Genomic DNA, 14,281 nt, shown 5'->3' with positions numbered 1-14,281 from the left:
AACTATGCATCATTGTCATCCTTGCTTTGGAGGGCATAAGCCTACAGGACCTATTTGTACGACTGCTCCTGTCATTCATCCGACGAAACAATGCGTAACACACTCTTTTTCAACAACGGTGGTGCCACACATTTTCCCAACACATACAACACATGTACATCATCAACAAATTAAAAACCAAAACTTCTTCCCGCAAACAAATTCAAATGTAAATGTTGTGGACCCAATCGACCCAGGATTCGGTGGCGGATGTGGACCGTGTGGCCATGGTCATCATCATCACCACCACGGTCATCAAATATCTCCATTTGGGCCAGGACCGAATGTATCACCGTTTGGACCAGGACCAAATGTATCACCGTTTTTACCAAACAATGTATCACCAGTAGGTCCAAATATCGGACCAAACGTTGGTGGAATATTTAAAAAGTAAATGATATGTTAGAACTAGCGAAATGCTAGTTCTTTTTTTGTAATTGGAGTGTTGATATGAAAGTTATTGCAGTAACAGGATATAAGCCATTTGAACTTGGAATATTTAAAAATGATCATCCAGGAGTAGAGTGTATAAAGAAAGCATTACACCGTAAATTACTCACTTTTGTAGAAGATGGTTTAGAATGGGTTATAATAAGCGGCCAATTAGGTGTAGAATTATGGGCTGCTGAAGTTGTTTTTGAAATGCAAGTAGAATATCCTGATTTAAAATTAGCGGTATTCACTCCGTTTTTAGAACAAGAAGAAAATTGGAAAGAAGATAATCGTGAATATTACGAATTTATTCTTTCTCAAGCAGACCATGTTGATAGTATCACGAAACGGAAGTATGAAAGCCCAGAGCAATTTAAATTAAAAAATCAATTTTTTATTGAAAAAAGTGATGCGCTTTTAGCGGTATACGATGAAGAAAAACCAGGAAGTCCCAAATATATTGTAGAATCAGCAAAGAAAAAAGGGGAAATAGAAAATTATCACAGTTATTTCATTCTTTTTTCTGATTTACAAGATATAATAGAAGAGGAACAGTGGAATAATGCAGAGTAATATGTAATATAGTACTCGTATATATGATTGACAAAAAGCATTGTTTCTGAAAAAATTTAGTTAATGAAAGTTTTGGTAAAAATTTGAGGTGAAGAAAATGATTTCGGATAAAATTAAATTAACAGCGAAAGATATTTTAGAAAAAGAATTTAAAACAGGTATGAGAGGTTATCAGCAAGAAGAAGTAGACAAGTTTCTTGATATGATCATTAAAGACTATGAAGCTTTCCACAAAGAGTTTGAGCAATTAAAGCAACAAAATGCTCGTTTAAAGCGTGAATTAGAGGAACAAAAACTAGCAGTAACGCAAGTTCCACAACAACCTGTACAAACACCAGTTGCACAACCGGTTTATAACAACACGAATACGGATATTTTAAAACGCTTATCTAACTTAGAAAAAGCTGTATTTGGAAGTAAGTTATACGAATGATGTAAGGTGGGAAAAGGTTTAAGCATTTTACATAGAAAAAAACGTTGCAAAATCTTTTTGTTTCCACTATACTAATGGATGTCATAACGTTTGGGTAATCGCTGCAACGCCAACGTTGTAGAGGAAAGTCCATGCTCGCACGGCCTGAGATGGCTGTAGTGTTCGTGCCTAGCCAATTCATAAGCTAGGGTATTCTGGCTGTAAGGCTGGTTTAACGGCAGGGAAAAAACCTAAGTCCTTTCGGATATGGTTTGACTACCTTTAAAGTGCCACAGTGACGAAGTCCTTGAAGAAATGATAGGAGTGGAACGAGGTAAACCCCACGAGCGAGAAACCCAAATAATGGTAGGGGAATCTTTTCCAAGGAAATGAACGACGGGAAAGGACAGGTTTTATAACCTGTAGATAGATGATTGCCACCGGAGTACGAGGCGTGGGCCGTTTGTAGTACAAAGGAACAGAACATGGCTTACAGAACGTTATGAACCAACTATGAAATAACTCAGCTCTCCTTTGTTAGAGGAGGGCTTTTTATTTGTATGAAGTTATAAAGTATGAGTTAAAATGGTTAATGAGAATATTTTTCGTAAAATGTAATAATTAATAGGACCAATTGCTATTAATTATTGTTTGAATATACATAAGAGGTGAATGCAAATGGGAAAAGTTACTTTAATTGCAACAGCGGCAATGGGTATTGAAGCGTTAGTTGCCCGAGAAGTTCGCGATCTTGGTTATGAATGTCAAGTAGAAAACAGCAAAGTAACATTTGAAGCAGATGAAAAGGCGATTTGTCGTACGAATTTATGGTTACGTACTGCGGACCGTGTAAAAATTAAAGTTGGCGAATTTAAAGCAACGACATTTGATGAGCTATTTGAAAAAACGAAAGCATTAAACTGGGGAGATTATATTCCAGAGAATGGCGAATTCCCTGTTATCGGTAAATCTTTAAAATCTGAATTATTCAGTGTTTCGGATTGCCAACGTATCGTTAAAAAAGCTGTCGTTGAAAAATTAAAAACAACATATAAACGTACAACTTGGTTTGAAGAAGATGGTCCGTTATTCCGTATTGAGATTGCAATGCTCAAGGATATTGCAACATTAACAATTGATGCGAGCGGTGTTGGACTTCATAAACGTGGATACCGTATGGATCAAGGGGAAGCTCCGTTAAAAGAAACATTAGCTGCGTCTTTAATTAAATTAACAAACTGGAAGCCAGATCGTCCATTTGTTGATCCATTCTGTGGATCAGGTACAATTCCGATTGAAGCAGCATTAATTGGACAAAACATTGCACCAGGATTTAACCGTGGTTTCGCATCTGACGAGTGGGGCTGGGTAGGTAAACAAAACTGGCGTGAAGCTCGTCAAGAAGCTGAAGATTTAGCGAACTATGATCAACGATTACAAATCATTGGATCAGATATTGATCATCGTATGATTCGAGTTGCTCAAGATAACGCAGAAGAAGTAGGCTTAGGCGATTTAATTACATTTAAACAAATGCAAGTAAAAGATTTCACAACAAAAGAGGATTATGGCTACGTTGTAACGAATCCTCCATACGGAGAACGTTTAAGTGAAAAAGCACTCGTTGAACAACTGTATAAAGAAATGGGACAAGTATTCCGCCCGTTAGATACATGGTCAGCGTATGTATTAACAAGCTACGAAGCGTTTGAGAAGTGTTATGGAAAAGATGCGTCGAAGAAGCGTAAACTGTTTAACGGATTTATCCGTACAGATTACTACCAATACTTCGGAAAACGTCCACCGCGTAATTCATAGTATAAAGGCATTTGAAGGGCTAAAACATAATTGGTTCGCTTAGAACAAGTTATTAAATATTAGCCCAATAAATAAACCTCATTCTTTTTTCCAAAAGGAAGAAAGGGTGAGGTTTTTTGTTGTATAAAATTGTAATGCAAGAATTTTTAGATGATAGGGAATTACGTAATTTAAGTAAACATACTTTGAAATCTTATAAAGAAATTTTGAAAAGATTTGAGTCCTTTTGTGTAAATAAAGGGATATTTGACACTGATAAAGTTACGTCAAAAGTTGCAAAAGAGTTTTTCATTTATTGTAAGCATGAGTTGAAAAATAGTATATCTACAATAAATGAAAAGAATCGAACATTAAAGGTGTATTTTAAGTACCTAGAAGAAGGGATAGTCGAAGAAAACCCATTCAAAAAAATAAAATTTAGTAAAGAAGATACCATAACAGATGTTTTAACAGATGAGTAAGTAAAGAGTGTTCTTGAACACTTTGATAGAGGGCATTATAAAGGGACAAATTATGCTTTAATGAGAAATCAAATGGTAATAGTCCTATTGATTTCTACAGGGCTTAGGAGAGAAGAATTAGTTAATTTAAAGTGGCCTGATATTGACATGAGGAATAGGACAATTATGACTTATGGGAAGAAAAGAACCGTTGCTACTATTCCATACACACAGCCCCATTTTCCGAAGAGTTGCGGTCACTCTTCGGTACCCATATCGTAATTTATGCCGAAGACAAACATCCTTTATTTTCTCTTCTATCTCATCTCTTAGGTCCACTGTTCGTTGTAACCAACGATAAAATGTAGACCAGGGTAATTCTAATACATTACATAATTCTTTTACCGTTAGTTTTGTTTTGAAATCGGTCCATAAAGTAACTACAGTTTCCGGGTTTAATTCCTTTCGATTTCCAGATACTTTCCCCATATCAGTAATTTTGTTTTTAACTGTTTATTTTCTAACCGTAGCTGTTCCAATTCATTTAACTCTTTTGGCCCTTTTCCATAAGAATATTGTTTTCCTACAGGTTGTTGAAAACGGTACGTTTGACCGGTACGATACCACTTCATCCACGTCTTAATTTGGGAAACATTTTTAATTCCAAACTGCTCCATAATGGTCCGATTGGAATATCCATCCTTTTTCATGTACCACTATTCGAGTTCACTTCAAAATTTAGGAGGGCGTTTTTTTGAGTCGTGAATCTTTTTGATTTTCGTTTTCGTAATTCGTTTTAATATATAAAGTTGGCAAATTAGAGAATCCTCAAACCCCTTGATAACAATGAGATTTATCATGTCTCAAAAGTACCAAATTGCAATTAAGGATACCCTCTTGGACATTTTGGAATATTAAATTACTTGTTTAAAATGCGATGGGATATCACTTTTTGTCCGAAAATGAGAAATAAGGTGACATTTTCTGATAAACTTATATCAAAAAGTGTCTCAAAAATGGACAAAAAGTGATAGGTATAGAAAATAGATAGTAAAAAGAATAGATAGTATAAAAGGAAGGTCGCTAACGCTCTTTGATTCGCCTTCGGCTCATTACCTCACTTCGTTCGGTGGGGCTTTGCCCTTCTTTTACATAATAAAAATGTTTTAAATGAACTTTAAAAGATATTTTAAGCGAAATAAATTATTTAATTAAAGATTTTAAAGAAGTATGAAAATAAAAAAGGGTGGTTATCTATTTTACAACCACCCTTTTAATTCAACCTATTAACCACCAGTATGACCATCCGACATTTGTTTTACAGTATAAATTGTTTCATGTGTATCTTTAGCATCCAGTACACCAAATGTTAATGTTAGTGCAGTCATAATTCCCGTTAAACTAATTATTACTTTTTTCATTTTAACGCCCCCTTATCATGAATTTTTTCTCTTGCATTTGAACTTAGATAGAAGTATTTACTTGCCTTTAAATGATTGCCTTCATGATAAAATTTCACTGCTAATTTTTCATTATATTCATTAATGTACTCGTATAGGTTTTCTTTTTCAAAATAGAGCATTCCTGCTAGTATTATTGATTCTAATTGTTCTCCAGAAACCTCATTGTTTATCGTTAGTAAGATATTAAAGCGATGTTGGTATTCCTCATTTTTTAATTTTAAACTGATTTCTAAACCTGTTTTTAAAAGTTCTAATGCTTTTTCTTTATTATTAATTTTTGCATGTTCGCATGCTTCAATTAAAATCGCTCTATAGTTTGCTGGCATTTTTTCAGTTACTTCGGATAAATAGCGAATTGCTAATTCTGAAAGGTTTTGATTTGCATACATAAAACCTAAGTTATGTCGAACGTATAAGGTTGCTTGTTCTTCGTTTTGTTTTTGGAATATATCCAATGCAGAGATAAGACATTCTTCTGCTAATTCATATTCTTTCAAATGTATACATGCTAATCCATAAAGATTATTACAGTAACCAATGTTTAATTCATAACCATTGTATTTAGAAAAAATTTCTTTTGCCTTAGAAACCTGTTTAAGTGCTAAAACATATTGTTGGTTATGGCAACTGAAGGTAGAAAGTTTAAAATAAAATTCTGCTTGTTCGAGTTGATCTGGGATTTGTTTTAATTTAATTTCGGCTTTTTCATAATGTTCTTTTGCCAAATTATAATCACCAGTTATGTTTGAGTGCATTGCCTTGAAAAAATGGTAATAATATAATAAAGGTTCATCTGTTGGTATATCAAAAGATTCTATTTCTTTAAAACTATCTTTGCCAATACTTAAACTGTCCATCAAGTATTGATAACGGAAGTTCAATAAAGAGTGGTATAAAAGTACATTTTTATCGTCTTTTACACTGGTAATGTTTTTATCGAGTTCCTTTTTTAGTTGCTTTGCATTATTTAAATTTCTTTTTCGAATTTCTATATACCAGTTATCTAATAACTTTGTAATCTGTTCATTCCCCTTTGTTTGAACGTTCATGATATCCTCCTTTGGATTTTATAGATTCTTATAAATAATGATAGCAAGAATAGAATATAATAGATATTATACTTAATTGTTTTTCAACAAAAAACTGAATTTTCTGTTTTTTTGTTAAGGGTAATATAAAATCGTTTTAAATAGTACATAATAGGAAGTTTATGTTTATGTAAAAATATGGTATTTTTATTAGTAAAGTGCAAATTTTATTAAAGGAAAGAGGGCGTAGGGATGGGGAATTTAGAACCATTTACAGGGGTGACGGTAACAGGGCAGATACTAAAAGAAGGATATACATTAAATTGGCGTAATCAAGAATTAATCATTGGGCAAAAAGTAAAAAGTGAATTGATAAATATTGATACAAAAAAATGGAAACAGAATATTTCAATGCTTGAAATTGTTAGTGAAGATAGTGTGAAAAATGTGCAAAGTGCTGTAGTTCGTGGCGTTATTGGGAATATTGCATTAGGTGGTGCAGGAGCGTTAGCAGGGGCTTTGTCTGCAAAGAATGATTCTACATTTCATGTAATAATTAGATATCATAATGGATATGTAGATTTGATAGAATGTGATATTAAATTGTACACCAAACTTTTGCAACAAGTAGCAGAAAATAAACGTTCTGGAAACAGTGAATTCATTAACATGGAATATGATGCAGAAGAGTATAAATGAAGGAAAGAGCAATTTAATAAAGGGCAAACCATGGATATAGTTGGATGTGGTGTGGTTTTAATTATAATTATTGTTATAGTTTTTGTTTTTATTGGTATTTTGGCAGGTTAATAAAATAGTGAGATTAGTGTGCTAGTGTAAAAAAGAATTCTTTTTTGAAAAGGAGAAGTTATAATTGATGAATTTTATATCTAAATTAGCAGATGTCGAATAACCGGAAGTTATTGTTGAATTTAGTAAGAAATATAGGGGTATAAATACTGTGATTTTTGTAAAATACAAGTTTAAGAATTGAGGTAAATAGATGGCACTTGAAACACAAGCAATTCGTAGTATAAAGGAATTTAAAGAAATTTCATTACAGAAAATACAGGTAATTCTTTTTTTATTGTTGACCTTTTTGTTTTTTATTAAAAGTTTTGATTATAATTTTTTTGTAGATTTAAATAATCAATTTATGGGATTGATGGCTCATCAATATTTAAAGAAGGTCCTGTTAGTATTTGTAATGATAATGAACTTTTTAGCCTACTTAGTGATATTAGGAGGGATAATATCAGTTTTTTTACTTCTTATATATCATTTTTATTGGGAGAAACTTACTTGTTATAAGTTAAATGGAGAAAGATGGTATGTGATAAGATATATAACAGAATTGAGCGTGAATTTATCTACTTTCTATTTACTTATTTTGGGTTATTTGAATGTATTAGATGTTAATGTGAAATATACAAATTTGCTAGTGACAGCAGGGTATTTTGCTGGTTTTTTTGTCTTCTTATTTTTCTTTAGTATCATGCGATTTCTTTTTGCTAATACAGATGATTAATGAGAAGCGATGAGATTGTCCAGTTTTGAATCAAATAGTCATCTCATAATTAGGATATAATAAATTATTGAAGATGTTATCTAATTATGTTAAGATAAAACGATGTGTCTAATACATAAATCCATTGTATTTTTTTTCTAGACATATTATTATGGAAGTAGTAACAAATGATTCGGAAAAAAGAAATTAGAGGAAACCTTTAAATTACTAGGTTTATGAGTTTGTTTTGGTGGCAGATTACTACCAATACTTCGGAAAACGTCCACCGCGTAATTCATAGTATAAAACTCCTCCAGCGCGCATATACTGGCTATTATGTAATGCGTAAAGGAGGAAGTGATATGGATAATTTCCAATTATCAATGATTCAAAAAGCTATTCACCGTACGTATGATGAGCTCGGAAAAGAAGTGGATAGTCAAGGTGCGATTGTAGATGAAATACAAAAAGCACAAGAAGAATATTTGTCAGCTCTTTCACATGAAACAGCGATTGATAAACGGTATTTAAAGTCATTAATATAGAAGAAAATTTTCCTTTTTCGAAAGGAAAATTTTTTTTCGTGAATTTCTATGTATTGCAACAGGGGAAAGCAAATGCATACATATGCGTAGCAGTTGCTATTATCTTTTTATAGAAAAACTTTTTGGTTGGAGGCTAAGGATGTTTACTGAGAAGAGATTACCATTTGAAGTAGGAAAACAAGATAATTTTTATGATAAGTTGAATGAGTGGATTGGAGATGTGTTTTACGACATCCTTCCGGAAAAAGGCTTTGAAGAGCGTGATGAACAAATTTTTATGGCGTTTCAGTTAGAACGCGCTTTCCAAGAAAAGAAAGTTATGTTCGCAGAAGCTGGTGTAGGAACAGGGAAAACAATTGTATATCTTCTGTATGCAATTTGTTACGCGCGTTATACTGGGAAACCAGCTATTATTGCTTGTGCAGATGAAACGTTAATTGAGCAGCTTGTGAAAGAAGAAGGGGACATCGCTAAGTTATCTGAAGCATTAGGGCTATCTGTTGATGTAAGGCTTGCAAAATCAATGGATAATTATTTATGCTTACGTAAACTTGAAGATGTTATGAGTGGACGAGCTCCAGAAGTAATTGAAGACGTATATTATGAGTTACCACAGTTTGTATTCGATCATGGTACGATGCAAAACTTTACTCACTATGGTGACAGAAAAGAATTTCCACTTTTAAATGACGAAGAATGGTCAAAAGTAAATTGGGATTACTTCCAAGATTGCTTTACTTGTGATTCTCGTCATCGTTGTGGACAAACTCTTTCTCGTGAACATTATCGTAAAGCAGCAGATTTAATTATTTGTTCTCAAGATTTCTATATGGATCATATTTGGACGTACGATGCTCGTAAGCGTGAAGGGCAAATTCCGTTATTACCAGAAAGTAGCTGCGTTGTATTCGATGAAGGACATCTTGTAGAATATGCAGCTCAAAAAGCTTTAACATACCGTTTAAAGCAAACAATGATGGAGCAACTTTTAACGAGATTGCTACAAAACGATATTCGTGAGGAGTTTGCACATTTAGTAGAAGAAACAATTTGGCAAACAGAGCGATTCTTTGATGTGTTACAAGAAAACAAAAAAGAAATTGCCGGTTCTGATCGTTTAGAAATTACTGTGACAGAAAAAGTAACAGCTGAAGCGAAACGACTTTATGCAAAAATCGGTGAAGTTGGAGATGCATTAGTATTCGAAAGTGAAATGCATACAGTAAACACGTATGATTTAAATATTGTTGATGAGCATTTAGATGTATTAGAACATTCACTTCGTCTGTTCATGCACGAGAAAAATGTAATTACTTGGGGTGAAGAAGGTGATGGTGCCTTCACATTAGTGATTATGCCGCGTGCAGTTGAAGAAGTATTACAAGAGAAAGTGTTCTCGAAGAAAATACCGTATATTTTCTCTTCTGCGACATTATCGAACAATGATTCATTCGCGTTTACAGCTAATAGCCTAGGGGTAAAAGATTACTTATCATTCTCAGTTGCTTCACCGTTTGATTACGAAGAGCAAATGGCAGTAAACTTACTATCGCATACGAAAGAAAATGAATGGGAAAGAAAGTGTCAATATACACTTGAAAATATACAAAAAACAAATGGACGTACGCTTGTATTATTCCGTACAACGCAAGAGCTTGCAGCGTTCAAAGAGTATGTAAGTAAGGAGCAAATGTCGGTTCCGTTCTTATATGAAGGAGATCAGGAAATTAGCCAGCTCGTTTCTCGTTTCCAAAATGAAGAAGAGACTGTACTTTGTGCGGTTCATTTATGGGAAGGTTTAGATATTCCTGGTTCATCATTATCACACGTTATTATTTGGTCATTACCATTCCCTCCAAACGATCCTGTGTTTGAAGCGAAACGTAAGCACGTAAATGACCCATTCTGGGATGTAGATGTACCATATATGATTTTACGACTTCGTCAAGGAATTGGGCGTTTAATTCGTACAAGTGAAGATAAAGGTGCTATATCAATCTTCTTATCTGATTCAGAAGATGAGAAAGTAGTTGCAGCTGTGAAAAATGTACTGCCAGTAGAAGGTAAAGAATTATAAGGAGAAAGCTTGGCGCTTGCCAAGCTTTTTTTCTATTATAAAAGGAATTTATGTTTCTGTGTCGAATTAAATTTGAGGTAGAAAAAGGAGGCTTTTATACGATGACAGTTGCTACATATGAAGTAGAAAAACAATTTTTAACATACGTGAAGAAGATACAAAATTACGGAGAAGCATTAAGTTTAATGTTTTGGGATTTAAGAACAGGTGCACCCAAAAAAGGTGTAGATCAGCGTTCAGAAGTAATTGGTATGCTTTCGTCAGAAGTGTTTGCTATGTCGACTTCAGATGAGATGGGAAACTATTTAACAGAGCTTGAAGCTTTAATACGTGAAGATAAACTTTCTGAAACAACGAAGAAAATGGTTGAAGAGTGTCGGAAAGAATATGATAGAAATAAAAAAATTCCACAAGCTGAATATGAGGCTTATGTGAAATTAGAAGCGAAAGCAGAGAGTGTGTGGGAAGAAGCTCGTGAAAAATCTGATTTCGAAATGTTCCGCCCATACTTAGAAAAAATTGTTGAATTTAAAAAGAAATTTATTACATATTGGGGTTATGAAACATATAAATATAATACATTATTAGACATGTATGAGCCAGGTATTACAGTAGAAGTTTTAGATCACGTATTTGGTCAACTTCGTGAGCGCATCGTGCCGCTTGTAAAAGAAATCTCTGAGTCTAAAAAAGGATTAAAAACAAGTGCTTTATCGGAACAATTTTCAAAAGAAAAACAAAAGAACTTTACATTAGAACTATTAAAGCAATTGAATTATGACTTTGAAGCAGGTCGTCTTGATGAAACAGTGCATCCTTTCGAAATTACATTAAATAGAGGGGATGTTCGTATTACGACACGCTATGATGAAAAAGATTTTCGTATGGCTGTTTTTGGAACGATCCATGAATGTGGTCATGCAGTATATGAACAAAATATTGCAGAACAATTTGAAGGTACACCACTTTGCAGTGGTACATCTATGGGTATTCACGAATCACAATCATTATTCTTTGAGAACTTTATCGGCCGTAATAAATCATTCTGGAAGAAAAATTATGATTTATTAAAAGAGTATAGCGATGGTCAATTTGATGATATGTCAGTCGATGAATTTTATGATGCAATTAACGAATCGAAGCCGTCATTCATTCGTATAGAAGCAGATGAGCTTACATACCCGCTTCATGTTATGGTGCGTTATGAATTAGAGAAAGAATTATTTGATGGTACATTACAAGTGAAGGACTTACCAGCAGCTTGGAATGATAAGATGGAAGCATATTTAGGAATTCGTCCGGAAAATGATGCGCAAGGTGTATTGCAAGATGTTCACTGGGCTGGTGGCTCATTTGGATACTTCCCATCTTATGCACTTGGTTATATGTATGCAGCGCAATTTAAGCAAAGAATGTTAAAAGACATTCCGAACTTTGATGCATTATTAGAAGAAGGAAACGTAACACCAATTCGTGAATGGTTAACAGAAAACATTCACCAATACGGTAAAACGAAAAAGCCACTTGAAATTTTAGAAGATGTAACAGGTGAAGGCTTAAATGCAAACTACTTAGCCGATTATTTAGAAGCGAAATATAAAGAGATTTATGAGTTGTAAAAAAAGAGCTGCTTAATTGCAGCTCTTTTTTAAAGGGGGATGGGAGAATGGACTATACATATAAAGTAATGACGCAAGAAGAAGCAGAAGAAATTGCATACAACTGGCATTATGAAGGGAAATATTCCTTTTACGATATAGAGGCAGATGAAGAAGATTTAGCTGAATTTTTACATGATGAAAGTAGAGGGAATCATACATTTTCTGTGAAGGAAAATGGCACTCTCATTGGTTATTTTACTGTTTGTAAAATAAATGACGGAACGGTTGATATTGGTCTTGGAATGAGACCTAATATAACTGGGAACGGATTTGGTTTACAGTTCTTAAACGCTATACTAGCTTTTAGTAAAGAAAAATATGGATGCAAGTATATAACACTATCAGTAGCTATATTTAATGAGAGAGCGATTAAAGTGTATAAAAGGGCAGGGTTTGAAGTAGTTGGAACGTTTATACAGAAAACAAATGGTAGTTGTTTTGAGTTTTTGAAAATGAATTATATATGTAAAAATGATTAAAAAACAGAAGAATCTCCTTCTGTTTTTTTATGCAGAAATAAATCATACTTTTTGTAATTGGAAGTTTTGAAATTTTGGAAGAGGATGTGTATGATTGAAGTTTAATAGTAAATAGCAAGTTTAGTAAGGAGAGACAGCATGAGTATAATTAAAACGAAAAATGAAATAGAGTTAATGCATGAATCTGGAAAATTACTTGCTTCATGTCATAGAGAAATTGCGAAGATGATGAAACCAGGTATTACTACAAAAGAAATTAATACGTTTGTTGAAGCATATTTAGAACAGCATGGTGCAACGTCTGAGCAGAAAGGGTACAACGGATATCCATATGCGATATGTGCATCTGTAAACGATGAAATGTGTCATGCGTTTCCGGCCGATGTTCCTTTAACTGAGGGTGATATTGTAACAATTGACACGGTAGTAAACTTAAATGGGGGTCTTTCAGATTCTGCTTGGACGTATAGAGTTGGAAAAGTTTCTGATGAAGCAGAAAAGTTGTTGTTAGTAGCTGAGAATGCTTTGTATAAAGGAATTGACCAGGCGATAATCGATAACCATGTAGGAGATATTGGCTATGCAATTGAAAGTTATGTAACAAATGAAGGTTTTTCTGTTGCAAGAGACTTTACGGGACATGGAATCGGTAAAGAGATTCATGAAGAACCAGCAATTTTTCATTTTGGGAAACAAGGACAAGGACCTCAGTTACAAGAAGGAATGGTAATTACAATTGAACCGATTGTAAATATAGGTATGCGATATTCTAAAGTAGATTTAAATGGGTGGACTGCACGAACGATGGACAGGAAATTATCAGCTCAATATGAGCATACAATTGCGATTACAAAAGATGGGCCAATCATTTTAACGAAGTTGTAATTGGAAATGAAAGAGTTTGCAAAACTCGAACAAAAATAGTAGTTTTTAAAAATTTGTACGTGTTTTTTCGATAAATGCTTTTCAAAGCATAAAAAGTACGTTATAATCCTTCTATAAAATAAATAGTTAGCTACACTCATATAATCGCGGGGATATGGCCTGCAAGTTTCTACCGAAGTACCGTAAATACTTTGACTATGAGTGAGGACGAATATAATTGCTTGTTTAGCATTCTTTTTTTGCGAAACTCCAAAAGCGCGTCTCTCACTTGTAACGAGTGGTGGCGGCTTTTGGAGTTTTTTTATTGCATAAGAGGGGGAACAAACATGAAAGTATTACAAGAAAAGATTTTGAACGAAGGAAAGGTTTTATCTGGTGACGTATTAAAGGTAGATGCTTTTTTAAATCATCAAATTGATCCAGTACTTATGCAAGAAATCGGAAAAGAATTTGCTAAACGTTTTAAAGAAGAGAACATTACAAAAATCGTGACGATTGAATCTTCAGGCATTGCACCAGCAGTTATGGCTGCATTAGAGCTTGGTGTAAAAGTAATTTTTGCACGAAAACGTAAATCGTTAACGTTACAAGATAATATGTACGTTGCAAACGTATATTCATTTACAAAACAAGAAACAAATGAAATTTCATTATCTCGAAATCATATCGATGAAAATGATCGTGTATTAATCATCGATGACTTTTTAGCAAACGGTCAGGCTGCTTTAGGTTTAATGAGTTTAGTAGAGCAAGCTGGAGCGAGTATTGCAGGAATTGGAATTGTTATTGAAAAAGCATTTCAAGATGGAGGAAAGAAGCTTCGTGAACAAGGCGTTCGTGTTGAATCACTAGCAGAAATTGCATCACTTGATAACGGCACAGTTACATTTGTACAGCAAGAAACTGCGGAGGTGAAATAAAC

At 33.7% G+C, this 14,281-nt stretch carries 16 protein-coding genes, 1 other RNA gene, 1 pseudogene and 1 riboswitch; of the genes and pseudogenes, 15 read left to right on the top strand and 3 right to left on the bottom strand.

What is annotated here, in order from left to right; genetic code table 11:
• Window positions 1-4 precede the first annotated feature (4 nt).
• The 7 genes from HMAS_RS16420 (at window position 5) to HMAS_RS16390 (ending at window position 3,996) form a co-directional block, all read left to right on the top strand.
• Window positions 5-433 carry a CotD family spore coat protein gene (locus HMAS_RS16420; RefSeq protein ID WP_000546270.1) on the top strand — a complete coding sequence of 143 codons (429 nt, stop codon included), beginning with the start codon at window positions 5-7 and terminating at the stop codon, window positions 431-433.
• 56 nt (window positions 434-489) lie between these two features.
• On the top strand, window positions 490-1,044 hold the full coding sequence (locus tag HMAS_RS16415; protein WP_000862910.1) for a DUF1273 domain-containing protein: 555 nt from the start codon (window positions 490-492) through the stop codon (window positions 1,042-1,044).
• A gap of 97 nt (window positions 1,045-1,141) precedes the next feature.
• A complete protein-coding gene (gene gpsB / locus HMAS_RS16410) occupies window positions 1,142-1,477 on the top strand; it encodes a cell division regulator GpsB (protein WP_000622431.1) in 336 nt (111 codons plus the stop codon).
• Window positions 1,478-1,563: 86 nt separating this feature from the next.
• Window positions 1,564-1,954: RNase P RNA component class B (gene rnpB / locus HMAS_RS16405), an RNA gene on the top strand.
• Between the two features lie 180 nt (window positions 1,955-2,134).
• Complete coding sequence (locus tag HMAS_RS16400; protein WP_000521224.1) at window positions 2,135-3,274, top strand: THUMP domain-containing class I SAM-dependent RNA methyltransferase; 1,140 nt, start codon at window positions 2,135-2,137, stop codon at window positions 3,272-3,274.
• A gap of 134 nt (window positions 3,275-3,408) precedes the next feature.
• The gene (locus HMAS_RS16395) at window positions 3,409-3,735 is read left to right on the top strand and encodes a tyrosine-type recombinase/integrase (protein ID WP_002023720.1); all 327 of its coding nucleotides are present in this window, start codon (window positions 3,409-3,411) and stop codon (window positions 3,733-3,735) included.
• Between the two features lie 60 nt (window positions 3,736-3,795).
• Window positions 3,796-3,996, top strand: coding sequence for a tyrosine-type recombinase/integrase (locus HMAS_RS16390; RefSeq protein ID WP_071732564.1), 201 nt, complete (start codon window positions 3,796-3,798; stop codon window positions 3,994-3,996).
• On the opposite strand, the pseudogene HMAS_RS16385 reads toward HMAS_RS16390, so the two are convergent.
• The 3 genes and pseudogenes from HMAS_RS16385 to HMAS_RS16380 all read right to left on the bottom strand — a co-directional run.
• A pseudogene (locus HMAS_RS16385) lies at window positions 3,940-4,424 on the bottom strand (IS3 family transposase); the annotation flags it as partial. The gene HMAS_RS16390 and the pseudogene HMAS_RS16385 sit on opposite strands and share 57 nt — an antisense overlap.
• 576 nt (window positions 4,425-5,000) lie before the next feature.
• Window positions 5,001-5,135, bottom strand: a complete 135-nt coding sequence (locus HMAS_RS28265) for a hypothetical protein (protein WP_006924364.1) — start codon at window positions 5,133-5,135, stop codon at window positions 5,001-5,003.
• On the bottom strand, window positions 5,132-6,226 hold the full coding sequence (locus HMAS_RS16380; protein ID WP_001102770.1) for a Rap family tetratricopeptide repeat protein: 1,095 nt from the start codon (window positions 6,224-6,226) through the stop codon (window positions 5,132-5,134). Before HMAS_RS16380 ends, HMAS_RS28265 begins: the two co-directional genes overlap by 4 nt.
• A 231-nt stretch (window positions 6,227-6,457) precedes the next feature.
• Between HMAS_RS16380 and HMAS_RS16375 the strand changes: the two genes are divergently transcribed.
• The 8 genes from HMAS_RS16375 to HMAS_RS16340 all read left to right on the top strand — a co-directional run bounded on the left by HMAS_RS16375 (window position 6,458) and on the right by HMAS_RS16340 (window position 14,279).
• Complete coding sequence (locus tag HMAS_RS16375) at window positions 6,458-6,904, top strand: hypothetical protein (RefSeq protein WP_240325947.1); 447 nt, start codon at window positions 6,458-6,460, stop codon at window positions 6,902-6,904.
• A 304-nt stretch (window positions 6,905-7,208) separates the two neighbouring features.
• On the top strand, window positions 7,209-7,733 hold the full coding sequence (locus HMAS_RS16370; protein ID WP_001162866.1) for a hypothetical protein: 525 nt from the start codon (window positions 7,209-7,211) through the stop codon (window positions 7,731-7,733).
• Between the two features lie 341 nt (window positions 7,734-8,074).
• A complete protein-coding gene (locus tag HMAS_RS16365) occupies window positions 8,075-8,257 on the top strand; it encodes a DUF3921 domain-containing protein (protein WP_000368570.1) in 183 nt (60 codons plus the stop codon).
• 139 nt (window positions 8,258-8,396) lie between these two features.
• Window positions 8,397-10,334 carry an ATP-dependent DNA helicase gene (locus HMAS_RS16360; protein ID WP_000493700.1) on the top strand — a complete coding sequence of 646 codons (1,938 nt, stop codon included), beginning with the start codon at window positions 8,397-8,399 and terminating at the stop codon, window positions 10,332-10,334.
• Between the two features lie 101 nt (window positions 10,335-10,435).
• On the top strand, window positions 10,436-11,953 hold the full coding sequence (gene ypwA / locus HMAS_RS16355) for a carboxypeptidase (protein WP_000215074.1): 1,518 nt from the start codon (window positions 10,436-10,438) through the stop codon (window positions 11,951-11,953).
• A 47-nt stretch (window positions 11,954-12,000) separates the two neighbouring features.
• Entirely contained in the window at window positions 12,001-12,474 is a 474-nt protein-coding gene (locus HMAS_RS16350; protein ID WP_000386765.1) for a GNAT family N-acetyltransferase, read from the top strand.
• A 138-nt stretch (window positions 12,475-12,612) separates the two neighbouring features.
• Entirely contained in the window at window positions 12,613-13,359 is a 747-nt protein-coding gene (locus HMAS_RS16345) for a type I methionyl aminopeptidase (RefSeq protein WP_000022486.1), read from the top strand.
• 116 nt (window positions 13,360-13,475) lie between these two features.
• Window positions 13,476-13,577, top strand: a riboswitch (purine riboswitch).
• 108 nt (window positions 13,578-13,685) lie between these two features.
• Window positions 13,686-14,279, top strand: coding sequence for a xanthine phosphoribosyltransferase (locus HMAS_RS16340; protein WP_000866483.1), 594 nt, complete (start codon window positions 13,686-13,688; stop codon window positions 14,277-14,279).
• Window positions 14,280-14,281 lie beyond the last annotated feature (2 nt).

Origin of the sequence: Bacillus sp. HMA207, assembly GCF_003402455.1 — a bacterium.
GTDB classification, from domain to species: Bacteria; Bacillota; Bacilli; order Bacillales; family Bacillaceae_G; genus Bacillus_A; species Bacillus_A cereus.
Note: the sequence above shows the minus strand (reverse complement) of the source record. Positions and strands in the feature narration are given on the sequence as shown.